The organism is Aeromonas sp. MaB10011B, assembly GCF_017939325.1.
Classification (GTDB): domain Bacteria; phylum Pseudomonadota; class Gammaproteobacteria; order Enterobacterales; family Aeromonadaceae; genus Aeromonas; species Aeromonas caviae.
Map to the genome: position 1 here is coordinate 133,162 of NZ_JAGKRK010000072.1, position 21,632 is coordinate 154,793.

Annotated in this window: 19 protein-coding genes and 1 riboswitch; of the genes, 15 read left to right on the forward strand and 4 right to left on the reverse strand. The window is 62.6% G+C overall.

The window, feature by feature from the left end; all coding sequences use genetic code 11:
• Positions 1–87: 87 nt before the first annotated feature.
• Together treB and treR are read right to left on the reverse strand one after the other, a co-directional pair.
• Positions 88–1,518, reverse strand: coding sequence for a PTS trehalose transporter subunit IIBC (gene treB, locus J9893_RS14975; RefSeq protein ID WP_210599893.1), 1,431 nt, complete (start codon positions 1,516–1,518; stop codon positions 88–90).
• 186 nt (positions 1,519–1,704) lie between these two features.
• Positions 1,705–2,652, reverse strand: coding sequence for a trehalose operon repressor TreR (treR, locus tag J9893_RS14980; RefSeq protein ID WP_041211765.1), 948 nt, complete (start codon positions 2,650–2,652; stop codon positions 1,705–1,707).
• A 134-nt stretch (positions 2,653–2,786) separates the two neighbouring features.
• Here treR and J9893_RS14985 point away from each other — a divergent pair, with 134 nt between their 5' ends.
• Together J9893_RS14985 and manA are read left to right on the forward strand one after the other, a co-directional pair.
• Complete coding sequence (locus tag J9893_RS14985; protein ID WP_048208530.1) at positions 2,787–3,737, forward strand: AEC family transporter; 951 nt, start codon at positions 2,787–2,789, stop codon at positions 3,735–3,737.
• A 409-nt stretch (positions 3,738–4,146) separates the two neighbouring features.
• The gene (gene manA, locus J9893_RS14990; protein WP_210599894.1) at positions 4,147–5,346 is read left to right on the forward strand and encodes a mannose-6-phosphate isomerase, class I; all 1,200 of its coding nucleotides are present in this window, start codon (positions 4,147–4,149) and stop codon (positions 5,344–5,346) included.
• A gap of 29 nt (positions 5,347–5,375) precedes the next feature.
• Here manA and J9893_RS14995 read toward each other — a convergent pair whose 3' ends face one another.
• Positions 5,376–6,674: a PTS transporter subunit EIIC gene (locus tag J9893_RS14995; RefSeq protein WP_041211762.1), complete on the reverse strand. Its 1,299-nt coding sequence runs from the start codon at positions 6,672–6,674 to the stop codon at positions 5,376–5,378.
• Positions 6,675–6,918: 244 nt separating this feature from the next.
• On the opposite strand from J9893_RS14995, the gene J9893_RS15000 reads away from it, so the two are divergent.
• From J9893_RS15000 to ansB, 12 genes are all read left to right on the forward strand, one after another.
• On the forward strand, positions 6,919–7,224 hold the full coding sequence (locus tag J9893_RS15000; protein ID WP_041211761.1) for a PTS sugar transporter subunit IIB: 306 nt from the start codon (positions 6,919–6,921) through the stop codon (positions 7,222–7,224).
• Positions 7,225–7,251: 27 nt separating this feature from the next.
• The gene (locus J9893_RS15005) at positions 7,252–8,598 is read left to right on the forward strand and encodes a PTS sugar transporter subunit IIC (RefSeq protein ID WP_128312936.1); all 1,347 of its coding nucleotides are present in this window, start codon (positions 7,252–7,254) and stop codon (positions 8,596–8,598) included.
• Positions 8,599–8,645: 47 nt separating this feature from the next.
• Positions 8,646–10,028, forward strand: a complete 1,383-nt coding sequence (locus tag J9893_RS15010; protein ID WP_041211759.1) for a glycoside hydrolase family 1 protein — start codon at positions 8,646–8,648, stop codon at positions 10,026–10,028.
• Positions 10,029–10,060: 32 nt separating this feature from the next.
• Positions 10,061–10,372 carry a PTS N,N'-diacetylchitobiose transporter subunit IIA gene (gene chbA, locus J9893_RS15015; RefSeq protein WP_041211758.1) on the forward strand — a complete coding sequence of 104 codons (312 nt, stop codon included), beginning with the start codon at positions 10,061–10,063 and terminating at the stop codon, positions 10,370–10,372.
• A gap of 14 nt (positions 10,373–10,386) precedes the next feature.
• Complete coding sequence (locus tag J9893_RS15020; RefSeq protein ID WP_182976311.1) at positions 10,387–11,295, forward strand: ROK family protein; 909 nt, start codon at positions 10,387–10,389, stop codon at positions 11,293–11,295.
• 130 nt (positions 11,296–11,425) lie between these two features.
• Positions 11,426–12,772 (forward strand): carbohydrate porin, encoded by a 1,347-nt coding sequence (locus J9893_RS15025; protein ID WP_134996939.1) that lies wholly within the window; start codon positions 11,426–11,428, stop codon positions 12,770–12,772.
• An 11-nt stretch (positions 12,773–12,783) separates the two neighbouring features.
• Entirely contained in the window at positions 12,784–14,973 is a 2,190-nt protein-coding gene (locus tag J9893_RS15030) for a CBM35 domain-containing protein (RefSeq protein ID WP_128341829.1), read from the forward strand.
• Between the two features lie 188 nt (positions 14,974–15,161).
• Positions 15,162–15,617 carry a CBM35 domain-containing protein gene (locus J9893_RS15035; protein WP_041211754.1) on the forward strand — a complete coding sequence of 152 codons (456 nt, stop codon included), beginning with the start codon at positions 15,162–15,164 and terminating at the stop codon, positions 15,615–15,617.
• A gap of 220 nt (positions 15,618–15,837) precedes the next feature.
• Positions 15,838–17,046: a carbohydrate-binding domain-containing protein gene (locus J9893_RS15040; protein ID WP_210599895.1), complete on the forward strand. Its 1,209-nt coding sequence runs from the start codon at positions 15,838–15,840 to the stop codon at positions 17,044–17,046.
• Between the two features lie 95 nt (positions 17,047–17,141).
• Entirely contained in the window at positions 17,142–18,104 is a 963-nt protein-coding gene (locus J9893_RS15045; protein WP_041211752.1) for a LacI family DNA-binding transcriptional regulator, read from the forward strand.
• A gap of 62 nt (positions 18,105–18,166) precedes the next feature.
• On the forward strand, positions 18,167–18,361 hold the full coding sequence (locus J9893_RS15050; protein WP_128312930.1) for a heavy metal-associated domain-containing protein: 195 nt from the start codon (positions 18,167–18,169) through the stop codon (positions 18,359–18,361).
• A 128-nt stretch (positions 18,362–18,489) separates the two neighbouring features.
• Positions 18,490–19,548, forward strand: coding sequence for an L-asparaginase 2 (gene ansB, locus J9893_RS15055; RefSeq protein ID WP_210599896.1), 1,059 nt, complete (start codon positions 18,490–18,492; stop codon positions 19,546–19,548).
• Positions 19,549–19,642: 94 nt separating this feature from the next.
• On the opposite strand, the gene J9893_RS15060 is transcribed toward ansB, so the two are convergent.
• Positions 19,643–20,629, reverse strand: coding sequence for a sodium:calcium antiporter (locus J9893_RS15060; protein ID WP_237690372.1), 987 nt, complete (start codon positions 20,627–20,629; stop codon positions 19,643–19,645).
• 89 nt (positions 20,630–20,718) lie between these two features.
• Positions 20,719–20,825, reverse strand: a riboswitch (yybP-ykoY riboswitch).
• Positions 20,826–21,014: 189 nt separating this feature from the next.
• Here J9893_RS15060 and J9893_RS15065 point away from each other — a divergent pair.
• On the forward strand, positions 21,015–21,602 hold the full coding sequence (locus J9893_RS15065; RefSeq protein WP_041213974.1) for a superinfection exclusion B family protein: 588 nt from the start codon (positions 21,015–21,017) through the stop codon (positions 21,600–21,602).
• Positions 21,603–21,632: the final 30 nt, after the last annotated feature.

The following is a 21,632-nucleotide window of genomic DNA, read 5'->3' on the forward strand; positions in this document are numbered from 1 at the left end:
GTTGGTTCGCTCATTGGTTGAAACCGGATTAGTTGGAACAGGGCAACGATAAAGGGCGGAGCCAGGGCTCCGCCGAGGTTGTGTGGATCAGGCCGTGGCCAGATCCAGCTTGCCGGCAGCCTGCTGGCGCTTGTAGACCAGCAGGGTCAGCAGGGCGGGGACCACGATGGCCACCAGCATGGCGATGGCGTAGATGCCCCAGTATTGCGGCTGGATGGAGAGGATGCCCGGCAGGCCGCCCACCCCGATGCCGTTGGCCATCACCCCGGCGAAGCCGCAGATGAGAGCCGCACAGCTTGAGCCCACCATGGCGCACAGCATGGGGAACTTGTACTTGAGGTTGATGCCGTACATGGCCGGCTCGGTCACCCCGAGATAGGCGGAGATGGCGGCCGGGACCGAGATCTCCCGCTCGTTCTCCTTGCGGCTGATCAGGATGATGCCGACGACCGCAGACGCCTGGGCGATGTTGGAGAGGGCGATCAGCGGCCAGATGGGGGTGCCTCCCATGCTCTGCATCAGTTGCAGGTCCACCGCGTTGGTGGTGTGGTGGATGCCGGTGATGACCAGGGGCGCATAGAGGAAGCCGAACAGGGCGGCGCCGATGGGGGCAAACGAACCCGTCATGGCCGCCTTGGCGGCAAAGCCGACGCCGTCACCAATCCAGCGGCCGAACGGACCGATCAGGGCGTGTGCCACGATCACCGCCAGCAGCAGGGAGATGAAGGGCACAATCACCAGGTAGAGATAGGCCGGGATGATGCGCTTGAGGCTGGTCTCCACCCATGCGAGGAAGACACCCGCCAGCAGGGCCGGAATGACCTGGGCCTGATACCCCACCTTCTGGATGACGAAGAGGCCGAAGTCCCACACTTCCGGGGTCTGCTGGCCGATGCCATAGGCGTTCATCAGTTGCGGCGACACCAGCGTGATACCCAGCACGATGCCGAGGATCTCGGAGCCGCCCATCTTCTTCACCGCAGACCAGCAGACACCCACCGGCAGGAAGTGGAAGATGGCTTCACCCAGCAGCCAGAGGAAGGCGTGCACCTGGGCCCAGAACTGGCTGATCTCGGTGAGGGTGTGGGTGCCGTCGTCGAACATCTTGATGTCGCCGATGACGTTGCGAAAGCCCAGGATCAGACCACCGGTGATGATGGCGGGCAGCAGGGGGACGAAGATCTCGGCCAGGTGGGAGATGCCGCGCTCCAACGGGTTCATGTTGTGGCGAGCGGCCTGCTTGGCGGCCTCCTTGCTGCCGCCGCTCACGCCGATCTCCTGGGTGAGCGCCTTGTACCACTGATCCACCTCGTTGCCGATCACCACCTGGAACTGGCCGCCCTGGGTGAAGCTCCCCTTCACCGAAGGGATGGTCTCGATGGCCTTGGGATCGGCCTTGGCCGGATCGGCCAGCACGAACCTGAGCCGGGTCAGGCAGTGGCTGACAGTGATGATGTTCTCTTTGCCGCCGATCCGCTCGATCAGCTGCGCCAGATGCTGTGTGTTGACTTTTGACATGAGCCTTCCCTCTGTGACTCCATGAATAATGGTCGTGTCTTTACCGGCTGGCCAAGGACCGCCCGTTTATTGGTATCGTTCCCAATCAGCATGAAGCCAGTGGTTGGCATCGGCAATGGGAACGTTCCCAATTCGTGGCGCTGGTCACAAAAAGCGCAAAACGCCGGGAATGGAGGAAAAGATAGACTACAGGGGCTGACAGGGGGCGATGGTTGCTCTGGGGGGCTGCCCCTCTTCAATCTGGTCGAGCAGCTGTCTGGCGGCCAGGATGCCGGCGTCCTTGTAGCCGAAATCCAGGCTGAGGGTGTTGGCAAAGAGGAAAGTCAGCATGGGATTGCTGCCAAGGCCGCTCACCAGGATGTCGGTGCGACCCTGCTCCTGCAGGTATTTGGCGGCGCCGATGGCCAGGGTGTCGCTGGCGCAGACCATGGCCTGGGTGGTGGGGGTGAGCAGCTCGGCCGCGAGCCGATAGCCGCTTTGCAGACCGAGATCCCCGAGGGCGCTGCGGGGCGTGCGCCCCTGTTCCCGACAGTAGTCGAGGTAAGCCTGATGCCGACGCAGCCCAGTGGTGAGATCGCTGCGCTCCACCCCGAGATAGGCGACCTCGGTCAGGCCACGCTCCCCGAGGTGGGCGAGCACGGCGCGCACCGCCCCGTCATCGTCGAAGCAGACCGACGAGAAGCCGGGGCGCTCGCGGGCCATCAGCACCAGTTTCTCCCTGAGCGGCGCCATGGCGGCATAGTCCAGATCGTTGAAGGCAAACAGGATGATGCCGTCCACCCCGCGCCGCTCCAGCACCGCCAGGTGCTCGCTCACCTTGGCGGGGGAGAACTTGCTCTCCATCAGCACAGCGTCGTAGCCACGCTGGTAGAGGGTCTCCAGCATGCCGCGCACCGCCTGGTTCTCGGAGCTGGAGTCGAGGCGCGACACCACGATGCCGACCACCTGCTGGCTCTGGCTGCGCATGGCCCGCGCCGATTTGCTCGGGACGAAACCGTGCTGGGCGATCACCGATTCGACCCTGGCCCTGGTCTGGGCATTGACCTTGGGATCCTGATTGAGCACCCGGGAGACGGTCGACTTGCCGACCCCGCTGAGGCGAGCGATATCGAGGATGGTCAGTTTCTTTTCCATGGGGGATCCGTGACAGGGGAGGGCGACAATCGGGATGCAGACATTGTTGTGATTAACTCCTGTGAATACAAGCCCATGGCGTTAGAATGCCCTTTCCCAGGCGACTTTCTTCGCCGTTGCACAGGACGCGCATCATGTATCTGTTGGCAAGTCTGCACTTCTCTCTCTCCATCACGGGCCCCATCTGTCTGGTGCTGGTACTCGGCATCTGGCTCAAGCGGCTGGGTCTCTTGCCCGACAGCTTCGTCGAGTCCGCCTCCCGTCTGGTGTTCCAGGTCACCCTGCCAGCTCTCTTGTTCCTGAGCATGGTGCGTACCGATTTTTCCACCATGCCGAGCCCCTGGCTCATCCTCTATGGCCTGCTCGGTACCCTCGCCGGTTTCCTGGTGCTGGAGGTGCTGGCGGCCCGTTTCATCAGCGAGCAGAAATTGCGGGGCATCTTCGTGCAGGGCAGCTTTCGCGGCAACATGGGGATCATGGGGCTGGCCTATGTGCAAAACGCCTACGGCCCGGAGGGGATAGGGGCCGCCGCCCTGCTGGTGGGCTCCATCACAGTGCTCTACAACGTGCTCGCTGTGATCACCCTGACCCGCAGCCTGGGGGGCGGAAAGGGGCTCGCCCCCATACTCAAGGGGATCGTCAAAAACCCCCTCATCATCGCCATTCTGGCGGCCCTGCCCTTCGGTCTGCTCGGCATCGAACTGCCCCAGCTGGTCATCACCACGGGCAACTATTTCGCCAACATGACCCTGCCGCTGGCCCTGCTGTGCACCGGCGCCAGCCTCAACCTCAAGGCCCTGCGCGGCGGCGCCATGCTGACCGGCTGGGCCACGGTCAACCGGTTGTGCTGCATCCCCGTGCTGCTGGTGCTGGGGGCCTGGGCGCTCGGCTTCAGCCCGCAGGCCCTCGGCATCCTGTTTCTCATCAGCTCAACCCCCACCGCCGCCGCCAGCTATGTGATGACCCGCGCCATGGGCGGTGACAGCGCCCTCGCGGCCAACATCATCGCCACCACCACCCTGGGCTCGCTCGTCACCACCAGCCTGGGGGCCACCCTGATGAACTACCTGGGGCTGATGGGCTAGCCCGGCACTCAGGGCAGACCCAACTCTCTGGTCTGCCCTGACCCGTCTCCGACGAACGCCCCCCTCAGTCACACCCTCCTGTTTTGGAAAGCGCCTGCCGTAAAATGGGCCGGCAGGCTCCGAGTATTGCCCTCTTTCGCTCATTATTCCCCCAGCTGGCTGCTGGCTGACGTCCTTATCCTCCTGGGCCGTATCATGACACCACGCCAGGTCGTGGCTGCCTGAACAACGCCTACCCTTGATACGCAGGCGCGCTGGACAGAGGTTTTCTTCCCTTATGTCGACCTGTCGCCACCCCCCTCTCATGGTGTCATTATCTGATGTGGATCACTCCAATAGTGGAAACCGGTTTCCGTAATTGGGTTGGGCTGATACATTCCGGACATCTCCCTTCCACCATCACCATGAGATGTCCATCATGTATTTATCGACAGCATTTCTGATGCGAAACCCGATCCAGGAATATGACTGGGGTAGCCGTGACGCCTTGACCCGGCTGTTCGGGATCACGAATCCGGAGCGCAAGCCTCAGGCCGAGCTCTGGATGGGGGCTCATCCCAACGGCTGTTCACAGGTCGAGGTAGCTGGCCTGCCGACGCCTCTGTCCGAGCTGATCGCCGGGCGCGGCGTGGCGATACTGGGCGAATCCACCTACGCCCGCTTCGGGGGGCTGCCCTTCCTGTTCAAGGTGCTCTGTGCCGAGAAGGCGCTCTCCATCCAGGTTCACCCCAGCAAGGCTCAGGCCGAGGCCGGGTTTGCTCGCGAGGTGGCGGAGGGTATCGCCATCGATGCTCCCTACCGCAACTATCGCGATGACAACCACAAGCCCGAGCTGGTGTTCGCCCTGACCCCCTATCAGGCGATGAACGGTTTTCGTGACTTTGCCGCCATCCTGGTGCTGTTTGAGCGGGTGGCGGCGGCCAGTCTGGCGCCGCTGGTGGAGGCGTTCGCCGCCGATCAGAGCGAGGGCGGACTGGCACGTTTCTTCCGGGCTCTGCTGACTCTGGAGGGGGAGAGCAAAGAGACGGCACTCGCCGCCCTCAGGGTCTGTGCCGAGCGCGATCGTCAGGACGAGACTTTTGCCCTGGTGCTGGACCTGTTCACCCAGTATCCGGGGGACGTGGGTCTGTTTGCTCCCCTGTTGCTCAATGTGGTGACGCTGCACCCGGGCCAGGCCATGTATCTGGATGCCGGTACCCCCCATGCCTATGTCCATGGGACCGGGCTCGAAATCATGGCCAACTCCGACAACGTGCTGCGGGCCGGGCTGACCGCCAAGCATCTGGACGTGGACGAACTGCTCGCCTGCACCAAATGCCGGCCCAAGCCGGTCGAGACGCTCCTGATCTCTCCCCGTGCGGAGGAAGGGGCGCAACACTTCGATGTGCCTGTCCCCGACTTCACCTTCAGTGTCTACGGCGAGGGGGAACACAGGCTGGTCACGACGAGCGCGGAGATCCTGTTTGCCATCAATGGCTCCCTCTCCCTGCACCGTGACGGCCAGCCCCCCCTGGTATTGGATAGGGGGCAGTCAGCCTTCCTGCCAGTCTGCCTCGGCCCTTATGAGGTGCAGGCCCAGGGCAGTTTTGCCCGCGCAGGCAACCGTTGAGTCAGGCCGCCTCGGGGCGGCCTGCTTGATCAGTGAGCCCTGCGCTCCGTCTCCTGGGCCAGCAGCATCCGCTCGTGAGCGATGAAGAAGGGGCGGTAGAGCACGTAGCTGTTGAGGATGCAGACCAGCACCATGAGGGCGTTGGCCAGGCTGCCATTGGCGGCCCAGGCTGCCCCCAGGGGAGAGGGCATGGACCAGGGCAACATGGCGACGAAGCGATCCAGGTAGCCCCACTCGGTCAGCAGCCAGGCCAGGGTGGCATTGACCATGGGGACCCCTATGAAGGGCAGGAAGAAGAGCGGGTTCATGATGATGGGAAAACCGAACAGCAGGGGCTCGTTGATGTTGAACAGCGAGGGGATGAGGCCGAGCCGGCCGACCGAGTGCAGGGTTCGGCTGCGGCTGCGCATGGCCATGAAGACCAGGGGCAGGGTGGTGCCTATGCCTCCGATCAGCAGGTAGTAGTCCCAGAACCCCTGCAGGAAGATGTGGGGCAGGGGCTCCCCTGCCATCAGTGCGCCCTGGTTGGCGCTTAGACCCGCCATCCAGAACGGGGAGAGCAGGCCGTTGACGATGAGGGCCCCGTGCACCCCCATGAACCAGAGCAGGTGTGCCACCAGCAGGGCGATGAGCAGTGCCGGCAAGGTATCGGCGCCGGTGACCAGGGGCTGGAACAGGTACTCCATCAGCTCGGGCAGCGATATCCCGAAATGCTGTTGCAGCCAGAGCCGCAGCAAGCTGAGGGAGAGGGTGATAAACAGCAGGGGAATGATCAGCTGGAATCCCTGGCGGGTCATCAGGGGGACCTCCTCGGGAAACTGGATGATCCAGCCGGCCCGCTGGAACAGGCGGATGACCTCCACCGTATAGAAGGCCGCCAGCAGGGCGGTGAAAATCCCGAGTCCTCCCAGGTAGCCGAAGACCCCTCCCTGTGCCGAGCGAAAGTCGATGAGCAGCAGGAAGGCGACGCAGCCGCACAGGCCGGAGAGGCGCTCCGGCATCTCATACGCCTTGGCCAGGCTGGCGGCGGCTCCGAAGGCGATGATGAGGGAGACCAGGCCGGCGGTATGGCTGTAGACAGGATACAGCCAGGGCATCAGCTGCTGGGAGAGGTCCCGCAGGGCGATGGCCAGCGGGTGGGCGTTGTCGCTGGCGACAGGGGGATAGAGGATGGGCACCAGCAGACTGCCGACGATGATGAAGGGCATGGCGAGCTGAAACCCGTCTCTGAGTGCCATCACGTGCCGACTGCGTGTCAGCCAGTTGGCAACCGGTATCATTCTTTGTTCAACAATGCTGGCCAGCATCCCCATCACTTGCATGTTCATTGCGGCATCTTTCCTCTTCTCGCCAGGCGCTATGGCGTGCCTCCATTCTGCTCTCTTTCGGACTCAGCGTCCGTATTCACCAACCGAGTTTCCCTGTTTTTCTAGCTGGCTCACAAAAAAGGCACGCTTCTCCAGGGAATGGTCGACCTGGATCACAAATGAAATGAATCAAAATGGAAACCGGTTTCCATTCATTTCCGAGATCGGCACAATCCCTCCCATACCACCCCAAGGAGATTATCTGATGAAGAAGATCATGTTGTGCTGCTCCTCCGGCATGTCCACCAGCCTGCTGGTCAAGAAGATGAAGGAAGAGGCGGCGAAACGCGGTCTGGAGGCCGAGATCAACGCCTTCGGTGCCAGCGAGTTCGACAACCAGATGCCCCACTACCAGGTCGTGCTGCTAGGCCCCCAGGTCAAGTACATGCAGGCGGAGCTGGCCGGGCGTGCGGCACCGCACGGCGTGCCGGTGGCCACCATCGACATGATCGATTACGGCATGCAGCGGGGCGACAAGGTGCTGGACCATGCGCTGTCGCTGATCGGCTAACCCGGCTCATTTCACAAGGAACAGTCCATGAACACGCTTTACGACCGCTTCGTCTCGGTGATCGAGCAGAAGATAAGCCCACTGGCCGGCCGTCTCGGTCAGCAGAAGTACATCCAGGCCATCCGCGATGGTTTCATCGCCGCGCTGCCTTTCATGATCGTCGGCAGCTTCATGCTGGTGTTCATCTTCCCCCCCTTCTCGCAAGAGACCCAGTGGGGCTTTGCCCGGGCCTGGCTTGACTTCGCCGGCACCTATCAGGCCCAGCTGCTGCTGCCGTTCCAGCTCAGCATGGGGCTGATGACCCTTTTCATCTCGGTGGGCATCGGTGCCAGCCTGGCCAGGCAAAACGGGCTGGATCCGGTCACCACGGGCCTGCTCTGCCTGATGGCCTTCATGCTGGTGGCCGCGCCCGTCAAGGATGGCCAGATCTCGATGCAGTACTTCTCGGGCCAGGGGATCTTCACGGCCCTGATCACCGCCATCTATGCCGCCGAAGTCTATGCCTTCCTCAAGAAGCACAACATCACCATCAAGCTGCCTCCTCAGGTGCCGACCGGGGTGGCGCGCTCGTTCGAGGTGCTGATCCCGGTGTTGCTCATCATCCTGACCCTGCATCCGCTCAATCTGATCCTTGAGAGCAGCACGGGGATGATCCTGCCCGAGGCCATCATGGCCCTGATCAAGCCCCTGGTCGCCGCCTCCGACACCCTGCCCGCCATGCTGCTGGCCGTGCTGCTGTGCCAGATCCTTTGGTTTGCCGGGATCCACGGTGCCCTGATCGTTACCGGCATCATGAACCCCTTCTGGATGGCCAATCTGGCCAACAACCAGGCGGCCATGGCGGCGGGCGAGGTACTGCCCCACATCTTCCTGCAGGGCTTCTGGGATCACTACCTGCTCATCGGCGGTGTTGGCTCCACCCTGCCGCTGGCCTTCCTGCTGTTGCGCAGCAAGGCGGCCCACCTGAGATCCATCGGCAAGATGGGCGTGGTGCCGGGTCTGTTCAACATCAATGAACCCATCCTGTTTGGCGCCCCTATCGTGATGAACCCGGTGTTCTTCCTGCCCTTCATCCTGGTGCCCATGATCAACGCCACCCTGGCCTGGTTCGCGCTGGATCTGGGGCTGGTGGCACGGGTGGCGTCCCTGACCCCCTGGACCACACCAGCCCCCATCGGTGCCTCCTGGGCCGCGAACTGGGCCATCAGCCCGGCGCTGATGTGCATCCTGTGCATGTGCTCGGCCGCCGTCATGTATTACCCCTTCCTGAAAGCCTACGAGCGCAGCCTGCTCAAGCAGGAAGAGGAGAGAGAAGAAGCTGAAAAAGCCTTCACCGGCGACGTCGCCATGGCGACCCGTCAGAACATCCGCTAATCGAACCATCGGCCGCCATTCCATGGCGGCCTGACAGGAGACACACCATGCAGTTCCGTTTCCCCGACACCTTCTGGTGGGGCAGTGCCTCATCCGCCCCTCAGGCCGAGGGCGCCAGCCTCCAGGGCGGCAAGGCCCCGACCATCTGGGATCACTGGTTTGCCATCGAGCCGAACCGCTTCCACCAGCAGGTGGGACCGGCCGATACCTCCACCTTCTACCAGCATTTTCGGGATGACATCGCCCTGATGCAGGAGATAGGTCACAACAGTTTCCGCACCTCCATCTCCTGGGCGCGCCTCCTGCCCCAGGGGCGTGGCGAACCCAACCCGGAGGCGGTGCGCTTCTACCACGCCATGCTCGACGAGCTGCTGGCCCGTGGCATCACCCCCTTCATCAACCTGTTCCACTTCGACATGCCGATGTCCATGCAGGAGCAAGGGGGCTGGGAGAGTCGCAAGGTGGTCGACGCCTTCGCCGAGTTTGCCGCCACCTGCTTCCGGCTGTTCGGGGGCAAGGTCAAACACTGGTTCACCTTCAACGAGCCGATCGTGCCGGTCGAGGGGGGCTATCTCTATGACTTCCACTACCCGAACGTGGTGGACTTCCGCCGTGCCGCGACCGTGGCCTACCACACCATGCTGGCCCACGCCAAGGCGGTGCAGGCCTATCGCGCCCAGGGCCAGGACGGCCAGATCGGCATCATCCTGAACCTGACCCCTTCCTATCCGCGTTCCCAGCATCCGGCGGATCTGAAGGCGGCCAACATTGCCGACCTCTTCTTCAACCGCAGCTTCCTCGACCCGGCGGTCAAGGGTGAATACCCGACCGAGCTGGTGGCGCTGCTGCGGGAATATGACCAGTTGCCGGCCAGCGAGCCGGAAGATCGCGCGCTGCTGGCCGCCGGCAAGGTGGACCTGCTCGGTGTCAACTACTACCAGCCGCGCCGGGTCAAGGCCCGCAGCAACGCGGTCAATCCTGCCAGCCCCTTCATGCCGGAGTGGTTCTTCGACTACTACGAGATGCCGGGTCGCAAGATGAACCCGCACCGGGGCTGGGAGATCTACGAGAAAGGCATCTACGACATCCTGGTCAACCTGCGGGACCACTACGGCAACATCCCCTGCTTCATCTCTGAAAACGGCATGGGGGTCGAGGGGGAGGAGAAGTTCCTCGGCGAGCAGGGCCAGATCCAGGACGACTACCGCATCGCCTTCATCCGCGATCACCTGAGCTGGGTGCACAAGGGAATAGGTGAGGGGTGCCAGTGCCTTGGCTATCACCTCTGGACCTTTGTCGACAACTGGTCGTGGAGCAACGCCTACAAGAACCGTTACGGCTTCGTCCGCCTCGATCTGGCGACCGGCGAGCGCCGCATCAAGAAGAGTGGCGAGTGGTTCGCCGACGTATCCCGCAACGGCGGCTTCTGAGCCGGCATCACAGCAACACCAAGGAGTACAAGATGTTTGATCTCGAAGAAACCGTCATGGGCATCATCATTAACGCCGGCCAGTCACGCAGCCTGTGCTACGAGGCGCTGCGCAGCGCCAAGCTGGGGCAGTTTGCCGAGGCGGACGACCTGCTGCGGCAGGCCACCGAGGCGGCCAACGCCGCCCACGCGGTGCAGACCAGGCTGATCGAGGCGGATCAGGGGGAGGGCAAGATCCCGGTCACCCTGGTATTGGTGCACGCCCAGGATCACCTGATGACCTCCATGCTGGCCAAGGAGCTGGTGTGCGAGCTCATCGAACTCTACCGCCGTCAGGCCGCCTGAGAGAGGAGCGCGAGATGTTGCGACTGGGACTGGATATCGGCGGCACCAAGATGGAGGGGCTGCTGCTCGACGGCGAGGGCAACGAGCTGTGCCGGCGCCGCATCGCGACGCCGCAGCAGGGTTACCAGACCTTCATCGAGGTGGTGACCGGTTTTATCCGCGGCTTCGCCGAAGAGGCCGGTGCGCCGGTCAGCATCGGCATCGGCTTGCCGGGGGCGGTGCGTGCCGACAACGGCTGCATCAAGAACGCCAACTGCCTGTTCCTCAACGGCCATCCGCTCAAGGCGGATCTGGAGGCCGCCCTCGGCCAGCCGGTCTGGCTGGCCAACGATGCGGACTGCTTCACCCTGTCCGAGGCCGTTGACGGGGCGGGCAGCGGTGCCAACCTGGTGTTCGGGGTCATCCTGGGCACCGGCTGCGGCGGGGGCATAGTGGCGCATCAGCGCCTGCTGGTAGGTCCCAACGCCATCACTGGCGAGTGGGGACACAATCCGTTGCCCGGCTATGACCCGGTGCGCGATGGCCCGGCCCAACCCTGCTACTGCGGTCGTCGCAACTGCATCGAGCGCTTCGTGTCGGGGACGGGGTTCGCGGGGCGCTTCGTCGAGCGCCATGGCCGCAGTCTGTCGCCGAAAGGGATCCTGACGGCGGCGGCCGAGGGGGACGAGGAGGCCCAGGCTCACTACGAGCACTTCCTCCATGCCCTGGGGCGCAGTCTGGCGAGCGTCATCAACCTGCTGGACCCGGATGTCATCGTCTTCGGTGGTGGCCTCTCCAACATAACGCGCCTCTATGAGGACTTGCCGGCGGCCATCACCCCCTGGCTGTTCACCGACCGTTGTCTGACCCGGCTGCTGCCGGCACGGCACGGGGACAGCAGCGGCGTACGCGGTGCGGCCTGGCTGCCCACCCCCCTGATCTGACTCTCTCACCTCAGTACCCATACACGGTGCCGGCTGCACCGTGGGGCCGCCCCTTGCCTGCGGCGCCCCTCAATGTCGTGGCCGGGGCCTTTTTTACCACGATAGGACGTTACAAAAAGGAAGAGCAAAGATGGAAAAAATGCACAAGGTCATGCCCCTTTCCCTGCTGACCCTGGCCATGTTCAGCGGCCCCGTGTTGGCCGACAAGTATGACTTCGCCATGCACGGCTATGTCCGCTCAGGCATCCTGGCCAATCAGGATGGCAACCGGGTGGACTCCGTCGGCCTGATGCCGGATGGCAAATGGCGACTGGGCAACGAGGACAACACCAAGCTCGAGCTGATCCCCCAGGTGACCCTGACCTCAGATGCCGGCCCGGTCGCCAAGATCCAGGCCAACCTGACCCATGAGACCGACTGCACGTCCGACTGGAACTGTGTGGATGACGACGGCCACGACATTCAGGTACGCGAGGCCTTTGCCCAGCTGACCAGGCTCGACTTCGCACCGGATGTGGTGTTCTGGGCCGGCAAGCGTTACAGCAGCTCGAACACCTCCAGCCACCAGTACGACTGGGAGTACATCCAGTACAACGGCACCGGGGGCGGGGCGGACAACATCGACATCGGTTTCGCCAAGTTTGACGTCGGCGTCTACGCCTTCACCCCGAGCGACGAGGCCAAGGCCTATCCCCACGACGCGAACGAGCAGGGTTATCCGGACGACTACTCCCTCAACCTCTGGTTCAAGAAGATTGGGGGCGGCCCCATCGATCTGCAACTGGTCGCCCACCACATGAACCAGAACGAGAACAACGCCTGGAAGGAGAGTGCCGAGAAGGGCTATGGCGTCACTGGCATCTACAACTTTGACGGCTTCTACGGTCTGACCGGCGGTTACTCCCGCTTCGTGGCCCAGCTCGGCAAGGGCTTGGCGGCGGGCGACTCCCTCGGCAAGAACGGCTGGGGCTGGTCCAACCTGGATGACACCCAGTCCTGGCGCCTGGTGCTCGACGGCCTGGCTTCTCTCGACAACGGTTGGGATGTCTCCACCTTCGCCTTCTACCAGAAGGACAAGAGCTACCGCTGGTGGACCGGGGATCAGGATGGTTGGGGCCGTTCCATGTGGGTTGCCGGGGTGCGTCCCATGCAGCAGATCACCCGGAACTTCGCCATGCAGTATGAGGTCGGCTACGAGTACCTCGACGATGACAACTACAAGGGCGTGGCGGGCAGCAAGGGCAAGGGGGGCATGACAAAGGCGACCATAGCGCCGACCCTGACCTTCGACTCCGGCTTCTGGAGCCGTCCGCAGCTGCGTCTGTTCGCCACCTACGCCAAGTGGGATGAGGGCGTCTCCGATGCCATCGACGGCAACTACGACTGGGGGAGCGGCACCCTCTCAGCCGGGGCTTACTCCCGCAGTGGCAAGACGGATACCTGGAACTTCGGTGTCCAGGGCGAAGTGTGGTTCTAAGGAGCACGAGCATGAGATCTCTCTTACGCAATACCCTGAGTTTCTGTGTGCTGTCGGCCCTGGCCGGCAGCACACTGGCGGCGCCTTCCCACTTTGAGCACTTCATCACCCGCCAGGGGGCGGCGCTGATGGATGGCAAGCAGGGGTTCCGCTTTGCCGGCATCCACGCCCCCGAGCTGCACCGCATCGAAGACGATGCGCGCGGCGTGTGCAAGGCCGACCCGCGGGGCTGGGGCCAGTACTTCAAGTGGCCGACCGCCGAGGAGCAGGCCAACTGGATCCGCGCCATGGTGCAGACTGGCGCCAAGGCCCAGCGGGTCTATGTCCTCTCGGTGCAGCAGGAGAACGACCAGGCTTGTGAGCGCGAGACCCACATTCTGGCCCCTGCCACGGCAGACGGCATGCCCGTGCTCAATGAAAAGGCCATGGTGGTCTATGACAACATGATTGCCGAGGCCGACAAGCAGGGGCTGCGGCTCATCCTGCCCTTCATCGATCACTGGTGGTGGTGGGGCGGGCGCGAGCAGCTGGCAGCCTTCTACAAGGAGACGGCAGACGACTTCTACGACACCTCGAGCAAGACCTACAAGGCCTATCAGGACATCATCCGCCAGGTGATCACCCGCAAGAACACGATCACCGGCCGTCACTACTATGACGAGAAGGCGATCATGGCCTGGGAGACCGGCAACGAGCTGGAGAACTCCAATGAGGCCTTCCTGACCCGGACCGCGGCCTGGATCAAGCAGTTCGCTCCGCACCAGCTGGTCATCGACGGCACCTACAAGAAGATCAACGACTTCTCTCTCAAGGATCCGAACGTCGACATCATCAGCAACCACTACTACACCAACGCCGGCAACAACCACCCGGATCAGGTGAAGAAGGATCTGACCGCCATCGCCGGCAAGAAGGCCTATCTGGTGGGCGAGTTCGGCCTGCTCGATCACCGGGATCTGGACAACATCATGCAGTCCATCGTCCATACCGAGGTGGATGGCGCCAAGGCGGTGGGGGGCTTCATCTGGGGTTTCCGTGGCCACCGTCACGACGGGGGCTTCTACTGGCACAAGGAGTACACGGGGCACTACAGCTATCACCTGCCCGGATTCCCGATAGAGGGCAAGGCCAACCAGGAGATGGACGTCGTCGACCTGGTGCGCAAGGCGTCGGCCCAGATGGCGGGTCTGGCGCAGGCGCCTGCCCTGCCGGCACCGGACGCTCCGTTGCTGCGCCAGACCGATTCGCCGTTTGCCATCAACTGGATGGGGGCGCCGGTGGGACGTGCCTATGACATCGAGCGCGCCACTTCCGCCAAGGGTCCCTGGACCCGTGTCGGCAAGGATGTCTCGGATGGCGTCAACGAGTGGGACCCGAGCAGGATGAGCCTGTTCAGCGACGACTACGGCTCGCTCAAGCTGGGTCAGACCTACTACTACAGGGTCATCGCCAAGAATGAGTCGGGTGCCTCCCAACCCTCCAACGTCATCTCGGTCAAACACACCCAGCAGAATCTGCCGCCTGTGGTCGAAGTGGGTGGCGATCTGACCACCTCGGTGGATCAGGGTGTCCTGCTCAGCGCCGTCTGGCGCGACGACCAGCTGCCGACCCCGCAGGTCAAGGTGGGGTGGCGCAGCACCGGGCCCCTCGAGGCCAGGTTCTGCCACGGCGATAAGGCTTCGACCCGTGCCTGGTTCCCTCAGGCGGGCGAGTATGAGCTGACCTTCAGTGCCGATGACGGCCTCGCCCGGAGTGCGAGATCCATCAAGGTGAAGGTGGATCGGGCCAGGGGCGAGCTGCCGGTCAGCTACTGCGAGTTCAGCTCTGCCGAGCTGGTGGCCAAAGAGGGTGAGCTGAACGTGGTCAAGAGTGCCGAGAACCAGCTGGAGGTGGCGGCCGACGGTTTCGCCGGTCCGTTTGCCAGCGAGGGCGACAAGATCACCTGGCACGTCGAGGCCCCCTGGTCCGGCGCCTTCAACCTGCACCTGCACTTCAACGGCAAGTGGGGCGGCAAGAAGAACAGCGTCGTCATCAATGGCACCGATATTCACCCGATCGAATTCCCGCAGACCGACGAGGCCGGTCAGGTGCAAGTCGTCCCGGTGCAGCTCAAGCAGGGCAAGAACCTGGTGAGCTTCGGTAAATTCGCCGGTGACTGGGGGTATATGTTCGTGAAGTCCGTCAAGGTCGTGGCGGAATAACAGTACGGGCCGCATCTAATGGTGCGGCCCGTATTCATTCGTGTTTCATTCACATCGGAGAGCGAGTCGTCGGAGGCCTTTTTTGGCGAGTGTGAAATATAGCCTTGTGCGGTTTATCCCGATACAGGGTGTCTCTTTCACATATTCAAAAATAAAGCGGCACGACCGTCTCCATGAAGGAGATAAAGATGAAGAAACATATTTTTCTCGGTGCTCTCTGGCTGGTTCTACCCGCGTTGTCCCTGTCTGCGATGGCGGCCGACTATCTGGTCGAGCAGTCGGCCGGAGATGGTCAACTGAATGTGGTCACCAGCGCCAAGGACCAGCTGACCCTGGGGGATGACGGTTTTCTCGGTCCCTTTGCCAGCGAGGGGGACAAGGTGACCTGGACGGTTGCGGTGCCCAGTGCCGGTGAGTACCAGCTTCGACTCTTCTTCAATGCCAAGTGGGGCGGCAAGAAGAACACCCTGGTGGTCAACGGCGGCGAGCCGGTGCAGATCGACTTCCCCCAGACCGGTGAAGCCGGTGAAGAGAAGGTGCTCCCGGTGACCCTGCAGGAGGGCAGCAACAGCATCAGCTTCGGCAAGGCGCCCAATGACTGGGGTTATATGTTCGTGAAATGGATCAAGATCGCGGCCAAATAATCGAACACCAGGCTGCCTGTGCGAGCCGGCAGCCACCTTATTCGCCCATCAGAAATAAATAACAAGAAGGGTCCTGATGCTCTGTGGCTGATTTTATTGTCCGCCACAGAGAATGCCTCGGTGGTGTATTTCCATCACGACGTGACAATGAATGATGCGGTATCGCTGTCCTGATTATGGAATAACCGCTTATCCCCTGGATAAATAAAAGGATAGAAAAGTGAAGAGAAAGACGATCATCGCTACCCTGCTGCTCGGCTGCAGCACCGTGCCCGCTCTGCTGCTGAGCCCTTCGGCCCTGGCCGCGACCACCTACCCGGCCTGTGCCTCGGCGGCCAGCGACCCGGACGGTGACGGTTGGGGCTGGGAGAATGGCCAGAGCTGCCAGGTGGTGGCAGGGTCGGGCGGCGGCGCGACCACTTACCCGACCTGTGCCTCGGCGACCAGCGATCCGGACGGTGACGGCTGGGGCTGGGAGAATGGCCAGAGCTGCCAGGTGGCCAGCTCCACACCGACACCGGGCTCGGGGGACATGTATGTGAAGGATGGCCAGCTTTACTCCGCCAGTGGTCAGCGCTTCATCGCCCGCGGCATCAACCTGCAGTATGGCGACAACCCGGGGGCGGCCTTCGCGGCCATCACGCCGATCGCCAATACCGGCGCCAACATAGTGCGACTGCAACTGCGCAAGCACACCACGGCCCAGGAGCTGCGCGGTGTCCTCGATGCCATCGTCGCCCGCAACATGGTCGCCATGCCCATGTACTGGGAGAGCGACGTGACCTGCCAGAGCAACCCGCAGCCGCTGCAGACCGCCGTCGACTCGCTCTGGCTCGGCAGCTGGAAGGCCGTGATGCAGGATCCCAAGTACAAGGGCAAGATCCTGCTTAACATCGCCAATGAATGGGGTGAGGATACCAACAATTACGCCGACTTTATCACCACCTACAAGGGGCTCATCAAGGGACTGCGCGATGGCGGCTATACCATGCCGCTGGTGATCGATGCGGCCCACTGCGGCCAGTACGTGCAGAGCTTCCTCTCGGGTCGTGGCAGCGAGTTGCTCAATGCCGATGCCAGCAAGAACCTGCTGTTCTCCCTGCACGCCTACCACTGGCTCTGGGACACGCCTGCCGAGATCGATGCCGCCATTGCCCAGATGAAGGCGCAGAACCTGGCATTCCTGTTTGGCGAGTTCGGAGACAAGCGCTTCCAGGCCCCCAACAACGTCGATCACTATCATCTGCTTGGCAAGGCGCAGAGCGAGTCGGTAGGGTGGATCGCCTGGTCCTGGAAGGGGAATGGTGCCGGGGAAGAGGAGGTGCTAGACATGTCCTACGACTACGGCAGCATGGATCTCTCCCCAAGGGGAAATGACATCGTGTTCGGTGAGGCCGGCATTCGCCAGACGGCGTCCGCACTGCAATAGCATCTGGCTCACAGGGCGGGAGTCTGGAGGTTCCCGCCCCGTTGGGGGCATGGTAGGATGAAACCAGTTGTAAACCGGTTACCGGAATTGAACCCATGGCCAATATTACCGATGTGTCGCGTCTTGCGAATGTGTCCAAAGCCACCGTTTCCCGTGTTCTGAGCGGCTCGCGCGGCGTGCGGGAAGAGAGTCGCCTGGCCGTGCTGCAGGCTGCCGAGCAGCTGAATTTTCGACCCAATGCCACGGCCCGCTCTCTGGCGACCCAGGCGACGGATTGCGTGGGGATCATCCTCTCTTCCCAGCTTGGCAACCGGCTGGCCAGCATGCTGCCACTGCTGGAAGGGGCGCTGACCAAGGCGGGCAAGAGCATGCTGGTGCGCTTCGCCGACGAGGCGGAGCAACAGCAGCGGGCGGTCGATGAGCTGTTGGGGGGGCGTTGTGACGGCGTGCTGGTGCTGGGAGCCAAGCAATCCCTGGCGCCGGACGAGCGCCTCATCCAGCTCGATGGGGTGAGCGATTCGGACAACCTCAATCTCTGCTACGACCTGACGTTTGCCACCGAGAGCGCCTGCCGCTTCCTGCTTGGCAAGGGGCATCGCCAGTTGGTGCTGATGCTGGACGACAAGCTGTCGCCGGCGGGCAAGAGTGCCATCACGGGCTATCAGCAGGCACTGCAGCAGCAATCCCTGCCCTACAACGGCCAATTGGTGATCGACGGTGCCGACAACCAGCAGGCGCTGCTCGGCCTGCTCAACCGCTATCTGCCCTTCACCGCCCTGGTGGTGCAGCAGGATGCCCAGGCGGCCGATGCCATGCGACTGCTGCGTGAGTTCAACCTCCACGTTCCCCAGGATGTGTCCGTCATCAGCCTGGAGGGGGCCACCCTGGCAAGCCAGCTGACTCCGCCATTGACCTGCATCGAATACCCGAGTGAACGGCTGGCCCAGGAGAGCGTGCGCGTGCTGCTGGCACAGCTGGCACAAGGCCTGCGTCCGGCCGACGAACCGCAGAAGTTCCAGGGGCGTCTGGTGGTGCGTGAGTCGGTACTGGCCCGCTAGGGCTTGACCTTGCTGCGGCCGTCAGCTTTAGGCTGGGGGGACATTCAGAGAGGAGATTACCCATGACCATCGAACTCACCGTTTCCGGCATGTCCTGTGGTGGCTGTGCCGCCAGCCTGCAAAAAGCGTTGTTGGCCCAGCCTGCCGTCAGCACCGCCAGCGTCGACTTTGCCAGCCGCAAGGCCGTTATCGAGAGCGAGCTGGGCAAGGCGGAGCTGATCGCCCTAGTCGAGGCCAGTGGCTTCACCGCGGAATGACTTATCACCTAAGTGGTAAAAAACAGACCAATATTCTGTTTAATTCTTTTTATTGGTGAGAACGATCACTTAAATTCCGTTTAAAAAGAATAAAAATGCTGCAATCAACCCATAAGAAGGATTGCAGCATGACCCTTCCCATTCGCAAGACCCTGATCGCCGCCGTGCTCGGCCTGACCCTCTCCCCGATGGCTATGGCGCTGCCCAGCGTGCACATTCTGGCCACCGGCGGCACCATTGCCGGGGCGGGCCAGTCTGCCACCCAGTCCAACTACGAGGCCGGCAAGGTGGCCATCGAGACGCTGATCGCCGCCGTGCCCGAGATGAAAAACGTGGCCGACGTGCAGGGTGAGCAGGTGGTCAAGATCGGCTCCCAGGACATGAACGACGAGGTGTGGCTCACGCTCGCCAAGCGCGTCAACGCGCTGCTGGCCAGGGATGACGTGGACGGCATCGTCATCACCCACGGCACCGACACCATGGAGGAGACCGCCTACTTCCTCAATCTGACCGTCAAGAGCGACAAGCCGGTGGTGCTGGTGGGCGCCATGCGCCCCTCCACCGCCATGAGCGCCGACGGCCCCATGAACCTCTACAACGCCGTGGTGACTGCCTCCGACCCCGCCTCAAAGGGATGTGGCGTCATGGTAGCGATGAACGACACCGTGCTGGATGCCCGCGACGTCACCAAGACAAACACCACAGGAGTGCAGACCTTCGCCTCCCCCAACTTCGGCCCGCTCGGCTACATCCACAACGGCAAGATCGACTACCAGCGCAGCCCGGCCCGCCAGCACACCAGCAAGACCCCGTTCGACGTGAGCAAGCTCGACAAGTTGCCCCAGGTCGGCATCGTCTACAGCTACGCCAACGCCTCGGACCTGCCGGCCAAGGCCCTGGTGGATGCCAAGTTTGACGGCATCGTCAGTGCCGGGGTGGGCAACGGCAACCTCTACCACACCCTGTTCGACACCCTGGCCAAGGCGAGCAAGGACGGCATTCGCGTGGTGCGTTCCGCCCGCGTGCCGACCGGTTCCACCACCTTGGATGCGGAGATCGATGACGCCAAGTACGGCTTCGTCGCCGCCGAGACCCTCAACCCGCAGAAGGCGCGGGTGCTGCTGATGCTCGCCCTGACCCAGAGCAAGGATCCGGCCCAGATCCAGCGCTGGTTCCAGCAGTTCTAAGACCTCGGCTCGGCCTGATTGACACTACCCCGTGAGATGAAGGGCAGGATGGGATCCTGCCCTTTCTTGTTGCGCCAGAGGCAGATGCCGGCCCTCAGCTCATCATCAGCCAGCCGCAGAAACCCAGGTAAACCAGCCCCACCAGGGCGAGCCTGCCCGCTGTCATCCGCTCCCGACTGAACCCCCACCACATCAGCGCGACCGCCAGCAGCGTCACCAGGGAGGAGGCCATCATGGTGTTATCCAGCAGCCAGGGGGTGAACAGCAGGCAGAACGCCTTGGGAATGGTGCCCTGGATCATCATGGCCCCCGAGATATTGGCCAGTGCCAGCCGGTGTTTGCCCTGCCGCACCCAGATAAGCACGTTCATCAGCTCGGGCATTTCGGTGGCCACCGGGCTCAGCAGCAGGGCCGCCAGCACCGGCGAGAGGCCGAACAGCTCGCCCATGCTCTCCAGCTGGTGAACGAACAGCTGGGCCGCCAGCGCCACCACACCGAGCGCCACCAGGGTTTGCAGCAGCACCTTGCCGAGCGCCGGGATCCTGGCGTGCGGATCCAGCTTGAGGGGGGAGGGCAATTCGGCCTCGTGGCTGTCGGTCTGTTTCAGCTCACGTCGCACATAGAGGAGGTACATCAGCACGAACAGGGGGGCCAGCCAGGTTTTACCGGTGAAGGCCACCATGCCAAGCAGCACGGCCAGCAGGAAGATAGCGGCAAACCAGGCCTGATCGCGGCCAATTTCGCGCTGCACCTCACCATGAATGACCCTGTGCCCATGGTCCAGGCACAACAGCAGGGTCACACCAACGGCGGCATAGCCAAGGGTGGAGAGCACCAGGGGACCGCCGAGGGCCGCACCTATGCCTATCTGCTGCTGGGCGGGGGCATCCCCCATCAGCAGGGCGGTCAGGGTGACGATACATTCGGGCAGGGCCGTGCCGAGGGCCGCCAGCAGAGAACCGGTGGCACTTTGGGACAGTTTGAAATGATGGCCGGTCCATTCGATGCCGTTGACGAAGTATTCGCAGGCCAGATAGATGGTGACGGCAGAGATCAGAAATAACAGCAGGGTGATCAGCATGATGAGTAACCGCCAGGCGAGCAGAACAACCGATGGACTCGATACGGCTCGCCCGGCTGGCTTGCGTATCGAGGCCAAAGGTCTTGCAGGACGATAGGTGCTATCGCCGCCCATGCCATGGATCGGCAGATCCAAGAATGTTGACATGAGCCCTGCCCGGATCACGGGCGGGTTGCTACTCCCCAATGACAGTGCGGGATTTTTACCAAGTGGCTCGGTGAGGCGCAAGGCCAACAGGGGATGATCCGTGCGACAAGTTGTAAAAGGATGTGACAACCCTCGACTCTCCCGTCCGGGATCCTGATCTTTTTACGGGGATCCTTGTGCTGGCACAGCGATTGCTATGAGTTGGCTACTGTCCACATTGACTTGGGAAGGGTGAACGATGAAACGGTGGATCCAACATTTTTACCAGCTTAATCGCCTCAACTGGCTGATGGTCTGGCTGCTGCTTTGCTGCAGCATCATCCTGCTGTTTCCGGCCGGATTGATGAAAGGCGCCGTGAGCCAGTGGGCCACGGCTCATGCGGCCTGGCTTGGGGTCGGCATGTTGATCGCCATCTCCTATTTCTGCAGTCAGGGCTTCCTGATCGCCTGGGAGTGGGCCTGTGACGAGTGGCAGTCCCGCCGCCAGCAGGATCAACTGGCCCAGATGATTGGCTTCCTCGACTTCAACGAGAAGGCGGTGCTGCGGGAGTTCGTACTGCAACGGAAAAGCGTCATAAACCTGCCGATCACCGAACCCGCCGTCAAAAACCTGATGGATGCCGGCGTGCTCACCTACGCCTACGGCAAGCCGGCGCGAGAGAAGGAGGACGAGAACCAGATCCGCGCCCTGATGATCGCCCTGCCAGCGCGCCCTCTGCTGACCTACAAGGTTCTGGGGCTGTCGCGGGGCAAGATGAGCGACGAGCAGGTGGAGCAGATCATGAATGCCAGGCCCAAATTCGCGCAGAAAAGCCTCCAGCGCTGACCTTTCCCCCCATGAAAGAAAAGAGCCGGA

What these genes read in the sequence shown, in the direction of transcription:
- treB (WP_210599893.1), bottom strand. Translation starts at nt 1,518, where the DNA reads ATGTCAAAAGTCAACACACAGCATCTGGCGCAGCTGATCGAGCGGATC.
- treR (WP_041211765.1), bottom strand. Translation starts at nt 2,652, where the DNA reads ATGGAAAAGAAACTGACCATCCTCGATATCGCTCGCCTCAGCGGGGTC.
- J9893_RS14985 (WP_048208530.1), top strand. Translation starts at nt 2,787, where the DNA reads ATGTATCTGTTGGCAAGTCTGCACTTCTCTCTCTCCATCACGGGCCCC.
- manA (WP_210599894.1), top strand. Translation starts at nt 4,147, where the DNA reads ATGTCCATCATGTATTTATCGACAGCATTTCTGATGCGAAACCCGATC.
- J9893_RS14995 (WP_041211762.1), bottom strand. Translation starts at nt 6,674, where the DNA reads ATGAACATGCAAGTGATGGGGATGCTGGCCAGCATTGTTGAACAAAGA.
- J9893_RS15000 (WP_041211761.1), top strand. Translation starts at nt 6,919, where the DNA reads ATGAAGAAGATCATGTTGTGCTGCTCCTCCGGCATGTCCACCAGCCTG.
- J9893_RS15005 (WP_128312936.1), top strand. Translation starts at nt 7,252, where the DNA reads ATGAACACGCTTTACGACCGCTTCGTCTCGGTGATCGAGCAGAAGATA.
- J9893_RS15010 (WP_041211759.1), top strand. Translation starts at nt 8,646, where the DNA reads ATGCAGTTCCGTTTCCCCGACACCTTCTGGTGGGGCAGTGCCTCATCC.
- chbA (WP_041211758.1), top strand. Translation starts at nt 10,061, where the DNA reads ATGTTTGATCTCGAAGAAACCGTCATGGGCATCATCATTAACGCCGGC.
- J9893_RS15020 (WP_182976311.1), top strand. Translation starts at nt 10,387, where the DNA reads ATGTTGCGACTGGGACTGGATATCGGCGGCACCAAGATGGAGGGGCTG.
- J9893_RS15025 (WP_134996939.1), top strand. Translation starts at nt 11,426, where the DNA reads ATGGAAAAAATGCACAAGGTCATGCCCCTTTCCCTGCTGACCCTGGCC.
- J9893_RS15030 (WP_128341829.1), top strand. Translation starts at nt 12,784, where the DNA reads ATGAGATCTCTCTTACGCAATACCCTGAGTTTCTGTGTGCTGTCGGCC.
- J9893_RS15035 (WP_041211754.1), top strand. Translation starts at nt 15,162, where the DNA reads ATGAAGAAACATATTTTTCTCGGTGCTCTCTGGCTGGTTCTACCCGCG.
- J9893_RS15045 (WP_041211752.1), top strand. Translation starts at nt 17,142, where the DNA reads ATGGCCAATATTACCGATGTGTCGCGTCTTGCGAATGTGTCCAAAGCC.
- J9893_RS15050 (WP_128312930.1), top strand. Translation starts at nt 18,167, where the DNA reads ATGACCATCGAACTCACCGTTTCCGGCATGTCCTGTGGTGGCTGTGCC.
- ansB (WP_210599896.1), top strand. Translation starts at nt 18,490, where the DNA reads ATGACCCTTCCCATTCGCAAGACCCTGATCGCCGCCGTGCTCGGCCTG.
- J9893_RS15060 (WP_237690372.1), bottom strand. Translation starts at nt 20,629, where the DNA reads ATGCTGATCACCCTGCTGTTATTTCTGATCTCTGCCGTCACCATCTAT.
- J9893_RS15065 (WP_041213974.1), top strand. Translation starts at nt 21,015, where the DNA reads ATGAAACGGTGGATCCAACATTTTTACCAGCTTAATCGCCTCAACTGG.